Raw genomic sequence first — 16,252 nt, forward strand, 5'->3', positions numbered from 1 at the left:
TCCTTCCCGCCTCGCCAGTTAAGGTGTCAAGGTGTTAGTTGTCGCTGTTCCACTTGCAAATGCCGTAACCGACGCAGAGCAGACCGGCAAGGATGCTCAACACGTAAGCCAGCCAAACCTGTGGATCGGGAATGCCCAGCATTTTGTATTACCTCCTGCGTTATTTGCAGCTGCATTTGCCGCGCGGGTTCACGCCGTCTTCCGGCGACGGTTCGTCTCCTTTACCGCCCTTGCTCCTCTCGGCGAACTCGGCGAGCTTTTCGGCCACGAGCCGGTAAACTGATCCCTCGGGAAACTCCCCGTTCTCGTCAGGCAGGCCGGCCTCCCGGCCGAGAAGCAGTTCAACCCCCTCCCCGACCGTGGCGACGGCCCAGACGGTGAATTTTCCTTCCCTGACAGCTTCGATAACCTCGTCCTTCAACATAAGGTTGGGGACGTTGCTCTCGGGAATGACCACTCCCTGCATGCCCGTTAGGCCGCGGCTTTTGCACAGGTCGAAGAAACCTTCTATTTTTTCGTTGATCCCGCCCACAGCCAGGACCTCCCCTTTCTGGTTGATCGCGCCTGTAACGGCCAGGTCTTGCCGCACGGGTAGCCCCGACAAGGCCGAAAGCAAAGCGTAAAGCTCGGCGCTCGAGGCGCTGTCCCCGTCGACCTCGCTGTAACTCTGCTCGAAGACCAAGCGGGCGGTGAGGCTCAAAGGTCTCGCCTGGCCGAACACCGCGGACAGATAACCGCCCAGGATCATGACGCCCTTGGTGTGCAGGCGTCCGCCCAGGCGCGCCTCGCGTTCGATGTCGATCAGGCCGCCGCTCCCCGGCGCGACGGTGGCCGAAATGCGCACCGGTCTGGCGAAGGCGATGTCGCCGAGGTCTATAACCGACAACCCGTTGACCTGTCCCACCGTCGACCCGCTCGTATCGATACGTAAAAAGCCCCGCTCGATGTTCTCTTGCAACTGTTCCTCGATCAGGCCGGCGCGTAGCCTCCGCTCGCGAACGGCGGCCTTGATGTGGTCGACCCCGACGTACTCGCTGCCGTCCCGGCCGGCGTAGCAGTCGGCCTCGCGAATGACGTCGGCGACGTCGGCGAAGTAGGTGGAAAGCTTTTGCTGGTCGCCGGCCAGGCGGGAACCGTATTCGATCAGGGCGGCCAATGCCCGCGCGTCGAGGTGCCGGAGCCGCTCCTTGGTACAGAGCGTGGCGGCGAAAGCGGCATACTGCTGCTCGTTTCCGGGGGTGCGCTCCATCTGACGCCCGAACTCGGCCTTAACCTTGAACAGTTCGCTGAACTCCGGATCGTAGGCGTAAAGGAGCCTGTAGACAAAAGGATTGCCGAGGAGAATAACCTTTACGTCGAGCGGGATAGGCATAGGCTGAATGGTCCTGGTGCTGAGGCCGAATTGCTCGCTTATTTCCTCCACCGTCACCTGCCCGTCACGCAGGGAGCGTTTCAAGACATCCCAACTGAAAGGATTGCGCAGCAGTTCCTCGACGGGAAGGACGAGGAATCCTCCGTTGGCCCTGTGCAGGGCCCCCGGCTTGATCATCGAAAAGTCGGTAACGAGAGTGCCGAAATGCGCTTCCCGCTCAATCCGCCCGACAAGGCGGTTAAAGAGGGGATTGAGTTCGATAACCACGGGAGCGCCTTTAAGGTCGCTGTTGTCGACCAGGACGTTGACCTCGTACCTGCGGAAGGCGTTGCCGGTCAGCCAGGGCGGGACGCCGTGCTGGGCTTGGCCGTCCCGGAAAAGGGGGATGTTGTCCAGGATGTCCTCCAGCACCTCATCCAGGTGGGCCACGATGGCCGGGTTGGAAGCGTACTTTTTCTTCAGCCGGATGATGAGGTGCCCGGCACAAAACTCGGCGACCATCCGCTCAAGCTTGCCGGTGGCCTCGGCCGCGGCCCGTTCGATGTTTTGCAGCTGGCGCACCGTCGACTCGAGCTCGGCCTCGAGCCTTTCTCTTTTTTGCGTGATCGACTGCTTCACCTCGTCGGGCAGGTTGAGAAATTCGTGTTCCCTGATGGGTTTACCGTCAATGACAGGGATGATAAAAAAGCCCACCGGCGTGCCCTGCAAGGCGAAACCTTCTTCCTGGGCGCGTTTGCCCACCGCTTCAAGAAGCTCGATGCGCTGCCTGTTCAGAGCCTCGAGGGTTTCATTCCGCTGTTGGTTGTACTCCTCGCTCTCAAAGGCCCGAGCGATATCCCGGCGCGCGGCGGCAATCAGGTCCTTCATGTCCTGGGCGAATTCCCGGCCCTGCCCCGGGGTCATGCGAATGTACTTCGGGTGGTAAGTGTCGTGGAAGTTGTTGACGTAGCACCAGTCGGACGGGGTTTCTCTGGTGGCGGCGATGCTTTCCAGAAAGGCTTTGACGGTGGTATGCTTGCCGGTACCCGTAAACCCGGCGACGTAGATGTTAAACCCCTTGGATTTGATCTCCAGGCCGAACTCCAGGGCCCTTACCGCGCGGTCCTGCCCGATGATGGTGTCGAGGACGGGCAACTGGTCGCTTCCCGCAACGTCGAGCTGTTCAGGGCGACAGCTTAACCGCAGTCGTTCAGGCGGCACCAACGGCATGTTGAACATCCTCCCCCCCGCATGTACAAGAAGACCCGCCCCTGGGAAGTGTCGAAAACGTGACAAGCGGGTCATAGAGATACCCTATAAACATTTATCCAATACGGTTATTCATTGCTTCAGCGCTACCGGCCGGTTTGACCCTGGGCCATTTTATGCATCGCGCAACTCGGTCAATGACACCGTTGATAATAGATTCACTCCCCCCGCCGGGTTTCCTGCCGGACCGGCCCAGGTTGTGGTCTAAACCATGGGACAAACCCAATACCCATTAATAACTTAAGGAAGTCGATTGCACCCCGGTACAAATACTGTAAAATTAGTACATAGTAATAATCCTGGCACGAAAGCCATAATCTTGATTAAGGGGGACCGGGCAATGCAGTTGGAAGGCCTGAAAAAGCGCTTGCGCGAGAGCGGCTTGAAACTGACCCCGCAGCGGGAAATGCTGCTCCGCACGCTGTTGGAGGCCGGAAGGCCGATGACCGCCCAGGAGATCCACGATCACATACGGCCGCAGCAGCCCCAGATCAGTTTCGACACCGTATACAGAAATCTCAGCCTGCTGAGCGCCCACGGCCTGGTCAACAAAATCAACCTGAAGGTCAAGTTCAACACCCGCTTTGAACTTGCCGGAGAACACGGCCACCATCTTGTATGCCTGAAATGCGGCGCATCGTTCCCGCTCCCCTATTGCCCCTTCGAGACCCGCGCGCGGGAGGTGGCGGCGGAGCGCAACTTCAGAGTTGTCGACCACGCCTTTGAGGTTTACGGGTATTGCGCCGCATGTGACTGTGACAATGTTTAGGAACTGCCGGTGATCAGCGAGCCTGTCGTGGAGTTCAAAAACGTCTCCGTAACCGCCGGGGGACGGTTTATCCTTGACCGGATAAACTTTGCCGTCGATAAGGGCGTTTTCCTGGCTATCGTTGGCCCCAACGGCGCCGGGAAGACGACGCTGATCCGCGCGCTGCTGGGCCTTATGCCCGTACACTCCGGCGAGATCCTGCTTTTCGGAGCGCCCCCCGCGGGGCGAAACAACCACCGGCACATGGTCGGCTACCTGCCTCAACGGCACCGTTTTGACGCCCGATTCCCCGTTTCCGCCCTGGACGTGGCCGTCATGGGCCGGGTCGCCTGCATCGGGCTCTTCCGTTTCCCCGGCAGGAAGGATCGCGAGACGGCGTCGGCGACTTTGCAGCGGATGGGCCTGCCGCCCGAACTGCAGTCACGGCCCATCGGGGAGCTGTCGGGAGGGCAGCAGCAGCTGGCGCTCCTGGCCCGGGCGATGTGCAGCCATACCCGCCTGTTGATCCTTGACGAGCCCACCACGGGTCTGGATCTCATCGCCCAGCGCCGCTTCTACAAGGTTGTTGAGGACCTGCGCCGGGAATTCAACCTGACCGTGATCGTCGTTTCGCACGACATCGCCGCAGTCAGCCGCTATGCCAACCGGTTCCTGTGCCTGAACCGGGGCCGGATCCTCGAGGGGCTCCCCCCCGAGTTTCGGGCCGAAATCGCCGCCGTACTGAGGTAAAAAACGGAGGTAGAAATGGAATTTCTTACTTATGAATTTATGCAGCGCGCCCTTGCCGCCGGGGTGATGGCCGGCGTCCTTTGCTCCTGCCTTTCCCTGTTTGTGGTCCTGCAGCGGCTTTCTTTTGCGGGCGTGGGCATATCCCATTCCGCCCTGGGGGGCATCGCCATCGGGGTCCTCACGGGGATCAACCCCATTGTCGCCGCCGCTTTGTTTTGCACGGGGGTAGCCTGGGGCATCGGTCTGGTCAGCAAAAAAGGCGATGTCAACGAGGACTCCGCGATCGGCGTGTTCTTTTCGGGGGCTATGGCCTTGGGCATCACCCTGATCAGCATGATCAAGGGCTACTACCCGGAACTCTTCGGCATCCTTTTCGGCAACATCCTGGCGGTCACGGGCGGCGACCTCATACTGTTGGCCCTTACCGCTGCCGTCATTCTGCTCTTCCTCGTCTTCTTCTTTAAGGAACTCCTGTTCATCTGTTTCGACGAAGAGGGGGCCCGCGCCTCGGGTTTGCCGGTGACCCCTCTCTATTACGTCCTGCTGACGGCGATCGCCCTGACGATCGTCGTTACCGTGAAAATCCTCGGCATCGTGCTGGCCTCGGCCCTTCTCGTGCTGCCGGCCGTAACGGCTTACGAACTGACCAAGAACTTTCGCCCCATGCTCGCCGTGGCCGTATCATGCGGCGTTTTCTCGTGCGTCGCCGGGCTATGGCTTTCTTACCAGTTGAACCTGCCTTCGGGCGCGACCATCGTCCTCTGCGGGGCGCTGCTCTTCTTCGGGTCCCTCGTTTTGTCCCCCCGCCACGGGCTTTTGAAAAGCTTCCGCCTGCGCCCGGCACAACACCCCGTACCGTTACGGGATAGCGAAGAAACAGAACGCCTTGTCAGCAGCCCGGGAGCGTGACAATTTTTGCCAACAAAAAGTTTAAGCCCACCGTTTTAAGAGGTGGGCTTTACTGTCTTCTAGCGCTTGCTGCCGCTTACTGCAGCATTGGCGAGGGCGCCTGCGCTGCGGCCGGTTTAGCTTCCTCGCGCAACTCGGGAAACCGGGTCCGGCGCGTATACGTGGTATGCAACAGTTTCTTGGCCTTCGGGCTGAGCGGACGGCCCAGGAATTCCTCGTACAGTTTCTTGACGGCCGGGTGCTCGTGGGAGCGCCGGAGTTCGCGCCTCAGATCGATGCTGAAGAGGGCTTCCGCCCTGCGCTGCCGGATCTCGGCCGCGCGCTCTTTCTTAGACAGCGTCGGCAGGATCGGCTGCCCGCCGCCGCCGATGCAGCCCCCTGGGCAACCCATAATCTCCAGGAAATCGAAATGCTCGCCGGCCTTCAGGCGGTCGAGGAGGCGCTTGGCATTGCGCGTACCGTTAGCGACAGCGATCTTTAATTTGCGCCCCTTCAGTTCGACCTCGGCTTCCCGTACCCCCTGCAGGCCGCGGACCTTGTGAAACTCCACGCGCCCCATTTCCTCCCCTTCGGTCAGGGCGAAGGCCGTACGGATGGCCGCCTCCATCACGCCGCCGGCCGCGCCGAAGATGACGCCCGCACCGGTGGCGATGCCCAGGGGGGCGTCGAAATCCTCGTCCGGCAGTTCGTGGAAGCGGATTCCCGACAGGCGGACCATCTTCGCCAGTTCCCTGGTGGTAAGCACATAGTCGACGTCCCGCCTGCTGTCCGAAACCAGCTCCGGCCTGGCCGCCTCAAACTTCTTCGCCGTGCAGGGCATAAAGGCGACGACGACGATCTTGTCCGGGTCCAGGCCCTCTTTCTCCGCGTAATAGCTCTTGACCAGGGCCCCGAGCATCTCCTGCGGAGACTTGCAGGTAGACAAATTGTCGACGAATTCCGGGTAAAAGTACTCGCAGAACTTCACCCAGCCGGGACTGCACGACGAGATCAGCGGGAGCTCACCGTGCCCTTCCAGTCTTTCCAACAGCTCGTGCGCCTCTTCCATGATGGTCACGTCGGCCGCGAACTCGGTGGAGAAGACGCGGTCGAAACCCATCCGCCGCAGGGCGGCAACCATCTTGCCTGTGACCACCGTCCCCGGGGGAAGGCCGAATGATTCGCCCAGGCTGACTTGGATGCTGGGCGCGGTCTGGCAGACGACATGCAGCTCCGGATCGTCGAGCACGTCGAAGACTTCGTGAATGTATTCTTTCTCGGTAATCGCGGCCGTCGGGCAGGCCATCAGGCACTGGCCGCAGCTGATGCAGGCCGCCTCGCCGAGGTCGGTCTCAAAAGCCGGGGCGATAACCGTCCCAAAGCCTCGGTGGATTGCCGTTAAGGCGCCGACGCCCTGGACATCGCGGCATACAACCTCGCAGCGTCGGCACTTGATGCACTTGTCGTAGTCCCGAACGATAAAAGGATTCCGGTCGTGGATGCGTCGTCCCGCCCTCTTGGCCGCCACTCGCGCCGGCCGGACGCCGTACTGGATGGCCAGCCTTTTCAGTTCACAGGTCTCCTCGCGGGGGCAGACCGGACACTCGGTGTGATGCTCGTAAAGCAAGAGCTCCAGGACCCTCCGCCGGGCCCGCCGCACGCGGGACGAATTGGTCAAAACCCTCATGCCTTCGCGCACAGCCGTTACGCAGGCCGCCGCCAGGTTTCGCGCCCCTTCAATCTCCACGAGGCAGACGCGGCAGCACCCGGGCTGGCTTATCCCCTTCAGGTAGCAGAGAGTCGGGATGTCGATGCCGTTCGCCCTGGCCGCGTCTATAAGGTTAGCTCCCTTCTCAGCATAGACCTCCTGCCCATTGATGGTAATGCGGACGGTCTCGACAGCTCTATCCGGCGGAACCGGAGCCCTACGGTCGACATGCGCGCCGGTGTGGGTCTGTTGCTCCAAATGATCATCACCCCAAACCGATTAAACCTGATCCAACCCTAGTCTTTGATTGATATCATTGTTTAATACCGCGTGCCGCAGCAAAAAGGTGCCGCGCGTTAAGCCGCGGCACCCTTCCTCATCCGCCCCGAACTCAACAGAAAGTCAGCTTCTTACCGTAACCGTCCGGGTGGCTGCATCCCACTGCACCTGCCCGCCCAGGGTTTCCGTAACGAACCTTACGGGCACCATCGTCCGGCCCGAAAGTGTTACCGGGTAGACGTTCGGGTTCTCGGAATCGATGGGGACCGAGACCCACGTCTGTCCCCCGTTCCTGCTGAGCTGGGCCCGGCTCTTGCCGATCCATAGTCTGATCACCGTACGGCCCGACTGCACGGTAACCAGCTTCTGTTCGGGGTTCCAGGAGAAGACCAAACCGAGCGGCTCGCCGACGTGGCGGATGGGGAGCATCGTCCGGTTCTGGATAACGGCCGGAGCACAGTCAAGGGGTTCGTAGACCCCGTTCACCCAGCGACCCGGTGTAGCGAGGACGAACTTCACGACATCGGACGGCAAAACGGTAAGCACTTCTCTTTCGGCATCCAGGTTCGCCCCGGTCTTCTTGCTTACAGCCGCTACGTCATATTTCCCGGCAGCCGTCCCGAACGGGACGGTGACGGCAACGGATTGTTCCCGGCTGGTCGTCGACCTGCTCAACGTCACCTCGGAGGCAGCGACCGTACTCCCGGACTGGTTGAGCACCTTGAACTGGAGTGTTGCGGTATCGTCGGCCGTGTAGCGGAAGCGCACCGTCAGCGTGGCGCCCGGCTTCAGGCTCGCCGCATCGGCACGCTGGGGCGACAGGATCTCCACTTCCAGCCCCTCCACGACCACGGCGTCCTCTTCGGTATCGAGGGCCGCCCCGGACGTCTTGCTGACGACCACGACGTCGTACCTGCCGCCGGGAATCCGCAAGGAAACAGTGACCGTTACGCTCTGGCTCCGCTTGGCGCTCGTCCTGGCAAGCGAGCTGTCGGCACTGCCGTACGTCCTGCCCGCCGAGTCCACCAGTTTGACCGTTACCGAACCCGAGGTACTGGCCGTGTACTCAAAATCGACCGTGAGCTTGCCGCCGGGCACGACCCCTGCCGGGCGGCTTTGCAGCGGCGAGGTTATGTTGACGCTGAGATTGTCGACGAGCACAGCATCCTTCTCCTCGTCGAGGACGACCCCGGACGCCCTTACCTTGACGGCCAGCGCATACTTGCCGTTTGCCGTTGAAGACGGCAGCGTCAGCGAGGTGGACATCGTCTTCTCGCTCGTGGTCTTGGACAGGGAAACCCCTCTGGTGACCAAGACGTCCCCATCCGCATCCCGCAGGAACACGTCCACGGTAGCGGCGTTCCTGGCGGTATACTCAAATTTCACCGTAACCGTTTCTCCGGGTTTGGCCGTCCAGGGCTTGGCTTCGGTCGGCTCGATAATCCTCACGTCGACCCCTTCGTAGACGACCGCTTCCTGTTCCTTGTCGAGGACGGAGTCACCGTCCATTACTACAAGGTCGTATTTGCCGTTTTCAAGGGATGACGGGACAAGCAGGTGCACCGTTTTCGTCTTTGTGGTCGCGGTGGCGCTGACGCTGGTGGAGACGCTGGCGACGGTAGCGCCGCCGGCTTTGAGGAGCTTGACCGTAACCGACTTGTTGACCCCAGCCACATAGTTAAAGCTCACGTCAAGGTACTCGCCGGGAACGGCGGTCGCCGGGGACGAGCGGGTAGGGGATTTGATATCGGCGATTACGTCGACGACTGAAACCGCCGCGGTTTCGGTGTCGCTGACATTGCCGACGGTAACACTGACACTGTAAGTCCCGCTGGATGCCCCCTGAGGAATGGGAACCGACGTGGAGACCGTCTTCTCTGTCTGGGAAACAGAAAGCGGCAGGGACCCCTCAGCAATATCGCCAATTTTGATTGTCGCGGTGGCGGCCGTCCACGAGGTATACTTGACTGACACGTTCACCGACTGGCCGGCGACGACCTTCGCCGGACTGCCGGACGAGGGGGACTTGATGTCCAGCGTAACCTGCGGGATCTGAACTGTGAAAGCATTGTCTACACGGCTCAGCTCTTCGGTGCTGTTAGCCCGGCAGATAACCACGTTGTAAGACCCCTCCGGGGCATTTACAGGGATCGGTATCGGTTTAGAGCCACTGCCGTTAACCTCCTGGAGCACAGCCGAATCAACAATGCTATAACCCCCCGGGCCATAGATTTCAATTGTGATGGTATAGGTTCCGTCCGGTTTGTTTTGCCAGGCGTAACCGACATTGACCGTTCCGCCCGGAGCCACCGTCGTCGGGTCGATGGCCTGAATGGCACAGCTGAAATCCCCGTCAGCGGCGTAACCTGCACCTAAGCCGAGCGACAGGCTCAGCATCAAGCATATGACGAGTACCAGCATTCTACGTTTTGGCTTTAGCCTTCGCACAAACATCACTCCTCTCCCGGCGTAAAAGTTATTCTAATTCTAATATAGAAAAATCCCGCCGGGGGCGGGAAAATGACGTCTAGTGTTGTCGAAAACGTAAATTCAACGTCGAGGGTTAAATCCGAAATCCAGCAAGATCCCTCGTCCTAGGACGGGTCTCGCTCTGGACCATAATTCTCCTTTTCTCTCGTTACGATACCGTAAAAAAACAGGTCCAGCAGGTTTTGGACCGTTTCCTGAAAGGATAGCCCGTTGGCAAAGATAAACTCGGGATTGAGGATAGTCCGGACCGAGGCGATAAGCGCAGTCACAACGAGCTTGGGATTGGCCACACTGAAACAGCCCTGGGCTATCCCTTCTTCAAGCAACCTGGTCATATAGGTGATGCGCCCGGCCCGAAACCCCTCGATCTTCTCCCACAACCGGGGGTAATGCCGCTGCAGGTCTCTCAAGGCCGGCTCCAACTGGCCGACGTTTTGCCCGATTATAGGCACAAGCGCCTTTAGCTTCTGAATTGGATTCTCGTGGGTCGCCAGTAAACCTTCAACGGCTTCGCCAACACGCGAGGTAAGACCCTCAATGACCGCAGCGATGATTTCTTCTTTGCTCCTGAAATAACGGTAGAGAGTTCGCTTTGATATCCCGACATGGCCGGCGAGTTCATCCACGGTCACCGCCGAAAACCCTTTTTGCCGGGCAAGCTCCTCCATTCCGTTAATGATTCTGGCACGCATGTCCAAAGGTCTCACCCCGCTACTCGATCTGCTTGCGGAAGCGCTTGGAAGCAAGGGCCACGACCCCCAGGCCGAAAACGGTCAGGGGGATGATATCCTTCCAGAGAAAAGCCAGCCCTACGCCCTTGAGCATAATCCCGCGCAGGATTTCCAGGAAATAAGTCAGCGGGATCAGGTAGCCCAGGTACCTGATAACGTCGGGCATCGACTCCCGCGGGAAAATAAACCCGGAAAGCAGGACGCTGGGCAGGATAAACATCATGGCCATCTGCATGGCCTGCAGCTGGGTTTTGGCAACGGTAGAAAACATGATACCCACCCCCAGGGCGAACACCAGGAACAGGAAGGCCAATCCCAGCAGCAAGAAGATATTCCCCCGGATCGGCACATCAAACCACCATGTCCCCACCGCCAGTACCAGGGCCACGTCGGCAAAAGCAATGATGATGTAGGGGATCAGTTTGCCGACCATCAGTTCCGCCCCCTGCACAGGCGTAACCATAAGCTGTTCAAGGGTGCCTCTCTCCCGCTCCCGGACAAGGGCGAAGGCCGTAAGCATGATCGTGATGTTCTGCAGGACTAGGCCGATCAATCCAGGGACATTAAACTTCAGGCTCTCCAGGCCGGGGTTGTAGTAAGCCCTTGTACGCATGTCCACTCCCGGTCCTTCAGGGACCTGGCCCCCTGCAGCCTTTACCTGCTTAATGACCATCTCTTGTGAATAGACTTTCCCCGTTATCTCCGCAGCGGACAGTGCTGTCCGGGCGACCAGCGGGTCCGACCCGTCAACGAGAAACTGCACTTGGGACTGCTCACCCCGGCGAATACCCTTCGCGTATCCCCCCGGGATGATCAGGGCCGCCTTGGCCTTTCCCCCGTCAAGCATGCCTTCCAGTTCGGCAAAGTCTTCAACATAACAAACGGGCTGGAAGTAGCCGGTCTGCTCCAGCCTGCTGACCAGTTCACGTCCCGGCTGCTGATGATCCTGGTCCAGGACGGCAAGGGAGATGTTGTTAACATCGGTCGTCACCGCATAGCCAAAGAGCAGCAACATCAGCACGGGCATAACGAGGGAGATCACCAAGCTGGGCGGGTCGCGCCGGATTTGAATGAATTCCTTTCGAACAATAGCAGCCAGTCTATGCGCCCGCACGCAGGTCTTCCCCCTTTCGGACCATGTCAATGAAGACATCTTCAAGCGTGCTTCGTTCAGCCGACTCCATCAATTCAGCCGGGGTGCCGAAAGCGTGCAGGCGGCCGCGGAACATTAGGGCGACCAGATGGCAGCGTTCGGCCTCGTCCATATAATGAGTGGTAACCAAAATGCTGATCCCCTGGGAGGACAGCCGGTCGAGGATGTCCCAGAAGAGGCGGCGAGAAACAGGGTCCACCCCTGCCGTCGGCTCGTCAAGGATCAGCAGCCTGGGCTGGTGTACGAAGGCGTTGGCCAGGGCAACCCGCTGCTTCCAGCCTCCGGAGAGCGTCCCTACAAGCTGCCGCTCGCGAACGTCCAGCTGCATTTCCTTTTTCAAAACCAAAAGCCTTTCCCGCACCTGATCCCGGCTCAAGCCGTAGATCCGGCCAAAGAACTGCATATTCTCTTCTACCGTCAGGTCCTCGTAAAGGCTGAACCTCTGGCTCATATAGCCGATGTTCTGCTTGATCATCTCCGGCTCCCGGGCGATGTCGTAGCCCAGCACCGTGCCGCTCCCTGCCGACGGCCGCATAATGCCGCATAGCATGCGGATGGTGGTCGACTTCCCCGAACCGTTGGGACCGAGAAGCCCGAATATTTTTCCCGCAGGAATCGTTATTGTCAGGTCTTTGACAGCCTCCAGCGAACCGAAACTCTTGCTCAGGTTGCGTGTCTCAATAGCAGCATTCAATTGCCGAACCCCCCTCCCCGGGGCAACCTATTTTTCTTTAATAAAGGTGACGTCCGCAGGCATACCAGGCTTCAGCAGGCCCTGCCCGTTTTCCAGAAAGATCTTGACTTTAAAGACGAGTCGCACCCGGTCCTCCTTGGTCTGCACGTTCCTCGGCGTAAACTCGGCCCGGGGACTGATAAAAGTGACCCTGCCGGCGAAGACTTTGTCCGGGAAGCTGTCTACCGTAACCTCGACCCTCTGCCCCACCTGAACCTCTCCTAAGCGGTTTTCCGGCACGTAGGTGCCCAGCCAAAGCTTTTGCATGTTAAGCAGGGTGATCACTTCGGCGCCCTGCCGCACAACCTCTCCGGGTTCAAAGTTGGTGCCGATAACCATCCCCCCAACCGGGGCCTTCAAGATCGTTTTCTCAAGGTAGCTTTTGGCAAGATCAACACCCGCCTGTGAACCCTTAACCTGGGCGGCGGCGCGGTCAAGCGCCTCCTTGCGGGCGCCCTCGCGCAGCATGCCGAGGCGGGCCGTCGACGCCTTATAAGCCGCCTGGGCCGCTTCGTTCTGGGCTCTGGCCTTCTCAGTCAGCGCCTTCTGCACATTCAGTTCGTGCTCGGTAACAGCACCGCTGGCGTAAAGCTGCTCGTACCTGGCCAGCGTGCCTTCTTGCAGGGCCAGATCCTCTGCTGCACCTTTCGCCAGAGCCTTCAGGCGAGCCGCTTCCTGCTCCGCGGCGGCGATTTCCTGAGCCCGGCTGCCAGCCGTGACCTCGTTCAACGTCGCCTGAGCCGCATCGAAGCCGGCATGCGCCTGGGCGAGCTGGGTTTGCAGGACATCACTTTCGAGGCGGGCCACCTCCTGGCCGGCTTTAACGGTGTCCCCCTCGGAGACTTTAAGCTCCTTCAGAGTGCCGCCGACCTCGGCCAGAACCCGGATCTCCTCGGCTTCGATCGTCCCGGTGGCCGTCAGCAAGCCGCCCCTTTCTTTGATGCAGCCGGCAACTGCGAAGACCAACAAAGCTACAGCAAATACAACCGTCCAGCGCCTGGTCAAGCCAACCCCTCCCCTGCGGTGGTAAACTAAATCTACTGAAATAGTTTACTTAGTAACACTATACAGCGCCGGCCCGTTTAACGCCATCATCTATTCCCGGAATCCAGGGTGATTGGAACCCGTTACGCTCCGGATAACCCGCTGGGCAATCCATCTTGCACGATAGCAAGGTTTTTGGGCCTAAGAGTCAAATTGTATTTTTGTTTCCCTGTTCTTGTTGTAAAAACAGGGCTAAAGAGATTACTAAAGGTGATAGAATGGTTTGCAGGGAGGGATGCCAATGAATCCGCACAAAAAGAGATGGTTGATCCTGTTTTTGAGCATCCTGCTGCTGGCGGCCCTTGTTTCCGCCGGTTGCGGCAAAAATCAAACGACCCCGGCTAAGCCTGACACCGGCAGCGAGCAAAAGGAAACGGTCACCCTGTACTTCTCGGACAGCCAGGCGATGTACCTGGTGCCGGAGAAACGCGAAGTTACACGTATCAACGAACCCCTTGAAGAAATCATCGTCAAGGAGCTCATCAAGGGCCCGGCCGAAAAAGGACACCTGCCCACCATCCCCGCCGAGACCAGGCTCATTTCGGTATCGGTCGTTGACGGAGTCGCCTACGTGGACTTCTCCAAGGAACTCCAGACCAAGCACTGGGGCGGATCCACCGGAGAGATAATGACGATCGGCTCGGTAACCAACTCGCTCGACGGCATCAACGGCATTAAAAAGGTCCAATTCCTGGTGGAAGGCGAAAAGCTGGAAACAATCCTGGGACACGCCTCCACCGCCGAACCGATAGGCCCCAACTGGGATCTCGTGGAAAAATAGAGCAACGCCAGCGGTTAGAGCCCGGTGCGTGCACCGAGCTCTTTAATTTTTTACCAGCCTTTACTATAAACGTCTGCAAAAGAGAGGAAATCGTTCCATGATGTCGAATTTTGAAACATATAATGGCAGCAATGGAGGGATACTCCTACCCATTGTTTTCCCTACCGGAAGTGAGGTAAACAAGTGCTACAAGGAGCAGATTATCTTAAGCCGTCAAAGACACCAATATTCAATGCCCTCAAATACTGTCTCGTTATGTCCGCCGCCGTTTACGGGCTTAGCTGCGCCACAGGCGGTTCCTGCAATGGCTTCAAGGTACTGGCTGCCCTGAACTGTCTTTTCTTCTTTGGCGTGACCGCCGCCGCGGGATGGGTCACGAAACAGGTTGCGGAGCACAACCGGCGTCTTGCCCTCGGTCAGGCCCCGGACCACAAACCTTCGCGCCTCCCGGGCGACATTCCTGAACGGGACGTCCCGTGGCTGACCCGCAACGCCAGGCACAACACGGGACCGGACCGCGCCCGGACGGACCGGCTGCTCGAGTTGCTCGGCCTGGGTATCGTTTGTACCGACAAAGCGGGGAAGGTCCATGTTTTCAACCCCGCCGCCGAGCGGATACTGGGAATGCGGGCGGCACAGGCCCTGGGAATGGACGAGCAGGAACTCTGGGCAAGAGCGGGCATCGCCGCACCGGAACTCATCGGGAACACAAGCAGCAACTTCGAACTGAACATCAACGGCCGCTACCTGCTGTTCAGTCAGACTTCCTTAAGCGCAATGGACGACGGCGGCAAGATTGTGGTTATTAACGACGTTACCGATAGGCGGCAGTACGAGGACGAGTTGGCCAGGGCCAGCACGCTGAGCGTGGTGGGCGAGATGGCCGCCGGTGTGGCGCACGAAATCAGGAACCCTCTCGTCGGCATCAGGGGTTTTGCCCAGCTGGTGTTGGAGAAAGACGGGGAGGCGCCTCTTCAGGGAGTCAAGCCGTACATGGAGGTCATTATCGGCGAAGTCGACCGCATCAACAAGCTGATTACGGACTTTTTGACCCTGGCCAAACCGCAGGTGTCCCAGGCGATTCCGGTCAACCTTTCCGAACTGGTCAGGAGCACGATGAGCCTCGCCCAAAACGAAGCGATCATGCGCGACGTCAACCTGGCTGTCAGGCTGGCTGAGTCCGTACCCGACGTGCTGGGCGACCGGGACCAACTCCGGCAGGTCTTCCTGAACCTGTTGAACAACGCCTTAGCCGCCGCCGGGCCGGGCGGGGAGGTCATCATCCACACCGGGGTGGCTAATAAGGGCGTTTATCTCTCGATAACTGATAACGGGCCCGGGATTGCCCCCGAAATCGAGAATAGAATCTTTAACCCTTTCTTTACCACCAAAGATGAAGGTACGGGCCTGGGGCTTTCCATCTGCCAGCGCATCATCAACGCCCATAACGGGCGCCTTAATTTCTCAAGCAGCAGCCGGGGCACCGTCTTCACTTTTTGGCTCCCCTGTATCGACGGCTGATCATCCGCCTCGTTCACTCTTCTTTTCGGCAGCAGCCGGTGCACAGTTCACGCCCGCCGGTTTTAACGAAGGCCATAAATCTCTCGAGAAACTCCGGCCGGCCCTGGGGACAGTCACGGATGAACTCGACGAATTGCAGAAGCCGTTCCCGGGCTTGCGGGGAGAGGTGGTGTTCCACACGGCAGGCATCCTGTTCGGCGGTGGCGGGGTCCAGGGCGAGGACGTCCTGGAAGAAAGCGAGTAAAACCTGGTGGCGGTGGTAAATATCCTGGGCCGCAGCGCGGCCTTTGGGCGTCAACTCAATGTAACCGTATTTTTCCTGAGTGACCAGGCCCTTTTCCGTCATTGATTTGACGGCGGCCACGACGGATGGCATCGTGACGCCCATCGCTTGAGCCACGTCCTTTACGCGGGCCACCTTCTGTGCCATGCTGATTACGTAGAGGACTTCCAGATAGTCCTCTACCGCTTGTGAATAGCCGGTCATAAACGAATCACCTCCGGTGACTCGGATGTTGGTGTTAGGTGTTGGATAAGCGTCCGACTTCCTACGGCTTATATCCAATATCATACCTCTATCATACCTCCGTTAAGGTCAATCTTACCAGTGATCCACCTAATTTGACGGTTCTATTCACAGTCAGACTTCCGACCTCCGGCATCCGACTTCCTTATGGCAGCGCCGGCAGTCACCATCGCAGGCTTCGGTTTTCACCAATTGGTGCCAGCAGCGCGGGCAGCGCAGCGTCAAAGGATCGCTCACGGTCAGCCCGCAATACTTGCAGTGTAAAACCTTGTTTTGCTCC

General features: G+C 59.1%; 14 protein-coding genes. 5 read left to right on the top strand and 9 right to left on the bottom strand.

The features are described 5' to 3' along the window. Positions 1 to 34: 34 nt before the first annotated feature. Both ACUM6F_RS06640 and ACUM6F_RS06645 read right to left on the bottom strand, forming a co-directional pair. Entirely contained in the window at positions 35 to 142 is a 108-nt protein-coding gene (locus tag ACUM6F_RS06640) for a symporter small accessory protein (protein WP_425619927.1), read from the bottom strand. A gap of 18 nt (positions 143 to 160) precedes the next feature. Continuing rightward, the gene (locus tag ACUM6F_RS06645; protein ID WP_425619928.1) at positions 161 to 2,581 is read right to left on the bottom strand and encodes a Lon protease family protein; all 2,421 of its coding nucleotides are present in this window, start codon (positions 2,579 to 2,581) and stop codon (positions 161 to 163) included. 379 nt (positions 2,582 to 2,960) lie between these two features. On the opposite strand from ACUM6F_RS06645, the gene ACUM6F_RS06650 reads away from it, so the two are divergent. From ACUM6F_RS06650 to ACUM6F_RS06660, 3 genes are read left to right on the top strand one after another with little or no spacing between them, the layout of a single operon-like run. After that, on the top strand, positions 2,961 to 3,389 hold the full coding sequence (locus ACUM6F_RS06650) for a Fur family transcriptional regulator (protein ID WP_445348755.1): 429 nt from the start codon (positions 2,961 to 2,963) through the stop codon (positions 3,387 to 3,389). A gap of 9 nt (positions 3,390 to 3,398) precedes the next feature. After that, positions 3,399 to 4,118, top strand: coding sequence for a metal ABC transporter ATP-binding protein (locus ACUM6F_RS06655; protein ID WP_445348756.1), 720 nt, complete (start codon positions 3,399 to 3,401; stop codon positions 4,116 to 4,118). A gap of 15 nt (positions 4,119 to 4,133) precedes the next feature. Beyond that, a complete protein-coding gene (locus ACUM6F_RS06660; protein ID WP_425619931.1) occupies positions 4,134 to 5,027 on the top strand; it encodes a metal ABC transporter permease in 894 nt (297 codons plus the stop codon). A 76-nt stretch (positions 5,028 to 5,103) separates the two neighbouring features. On the opposite strand, the gene ACUM6F_RS06665 is transcribed toward ACUM6F_RS06660, so the two are convergent. The 6 genes from ACUM6F_RS06665 to ACUM6F_RS06690 form a co-directional block, all read right to left on the bottom strand. After that, on the bottom strand, positions 5,104 to 6,891 hold the full coding sequence (locus ACUM6F_RS06665; protein WP_445348785.1) for an NADH-dependent [FeFe] hydrogenase, group A6: 1,788 nt from the start codon (positions 6,889 to 6,891) through the stop codon (positions 5,104 to 5,106). Positions 6,892 to 7,116: 225 nt separating this feature from the next. After that, a complete protein-coding gene (locus tag ACUM6F_RS06670; protein ID WP_445348757.1) occupies positions 7,117 to 9,441 on the bottom strand; it encodes a stalk domain-containing protein in 2,325 nt (774 codons plus the stop codon). 146 nt (positions 9,442 to 9,587) lie between these two features. Then, on the bottom strand, positions 9,588 to 10,175 hold the full coding sequence (locus ACUM6F_RS06675) for a TetR/AcrR family transcriptional regulator (RefSeq protein WP_425619934.1): 588 nt from the start codon (positions 10,173 to 10,175) through the stop codon (positions 9,588 to 9,590). Positions 10,176 to 10,194: 19 nt separating this feature from the next. Further along, complete coding sequence (locus tag ACUM6F_RS06680; protein ID WP_426377399.1) at positions 10,195 to 11,328, bottom strand: ABC transporter permease; 1,134 nt, start codon at positions 11,326 to 11,328, stop codon at positions 10,195 to 10,197. Continuing rightward, positions 11,315 to 12,061, bottom strand: a complete 747-nt coding sequence (locus ACUM6F_RS06685) for an ABC transporter ATP-binding protein (protein ID WP_425619936.1) — start codon at positions 12,059 to 12,061, stop codon at positions 11,315 to 11,317. The genes ACUM6F_RS06680 and ACUM6F_RS06685 overlap by 14 nt, the downstream gene beginning before the upstream one ends. Before the next feature lie 27 nt (positions 12,062 to 12,088). Beyond that, positions 12,089 to 13,105 carry an HlyD family secretion protein gene (locus tag ACUM6F_RS06690; protein WP_425619937.1) on the bottom strand — a complete coding sequence of 339 codons (1,017 nt, stop codon included), beginning with the start codon at positions 13,103 to 13,105 and terminating at the stop codon, positions 12,089 to 12,091. A gap of 280 nt (positions 13,106 to 13,385) precedes the next feature. Between ACUM6F_RS06690 and ACUM6F_RS06695 the strand changes: the two genes are divergently transcribed. Together ACUM6F_RS06695 and ACUM6F_RS06700 are read left to right on the top strand one after the other, a co-directional pair. Then, positions 13,386 to 13,925 (top strand): GerMN domain-containing protein, encoded by a 540-nt coding sequence (locus tag ACUM6F_RS06695; RefSeq protein ID WP_425619938.1) that lies wholly within the window; start codon positions 13,386 to 13,388, stop codon positions 13,923 to 13,925. A gap of 255 nt (positions 13,926 to 14,180) precedes the next feature. Beyond that, positions 14,181 to 15,446: a two-component system sensor histidine kinase NtrB gene (locus ACUM6F_RS06700; RefSeq protein ID WP_445348758.1), complete on the top strand. Its 1,266-nt coding sequence runs from the start codon at positions 14,181 to 14,183 to the stop codon at positions 15,444 to 15,446. A 13-nt stretch (positions 15,447 to 15,459) separates the two neighbouring features. Here ACUM6F_RS06700 and ACUM6F_RS06705 read toward each other — a convergent pair whose 3' ends face one another. Further along, the gene (locus ACUM6F_RS06705; protein ID WP_425619940.1) at positions 15,460 to 15,933 is read right to left on the bottom strand and encodes a metal-dependent transcriptional regulator; all 474 of its coding nucleotides are present in this window, start codon (positions 15,931 to 15,933) and stop codon (positions 15,460 to 15,462) included. Positions 15,934 to 16,252: the final 319 nt, after the last annotated feature.

It is taken from the genome of Desulforudis sp. DRI-14 (assembly GCF_052618305.1).

Bases quoted from the DNA above. Each gene is read 5' to 3' on its own strand.
- ACUM6F_RS06650 (WP_445348755.1), top strand. From the start codon at position 2,961: ATGCAGTTGGAAGGCCTGAAAAAGCGCTTGCGCGAGAGCGGCTTGAAA.
- ACUM6F_RS06705 (WP_425619940.1), bottom strand. From the start codon at position 15,933: ATGACCGGCTATTCACAAGCGGTAGAGGACTATCTGGAAGTCCTCTAC.
- ACUM6F_RS06660 (WP_425619931.1), top strand. From the start codon at position 4,134: ATGGAATTTCTTACTTATGAATTTATGCAGCGCGCCCTTGCCGCCGGG.
- ACUM6F_RS06675 (WP_425619934.1), bottom strand. From the start codon at position 10,175: ATGCGTGCCAGAATCATTAACGGAATGGAGGAGCTTGCCCGGCAAAAA.
- ACUM6F_RS06640 (WP_425619927.1), bottom strand. From the start codon at position 142: ATGCTGGGCATTCCCGATCCACAGGTTTGGCTGGCTTACGTGTTGAGC.
- ACUM6F_RS06645 (WP_425619928.1), bottom strand. From the start codon at position 2,581: ATGCCGTTGGTGCCGCCTGAACGACTGCGGTTAAGCTGTCGCCCTGAA.
- ACUM6F_RS06695 (WP_425619938.1), top strand. From the start codon at position 13,386: ATGAATCCGCACAAAAAGAGATGGTTGATCCTGTTTTTGAGCATCCTG.
- ACUM6F_RS06700 (WP_445348758.1), top strand. From the start codon at position 14,181: ATGTCCGCCGCCGTTTACGGGCTTAGCTGCGCCACAGGCGGTTCCTGC.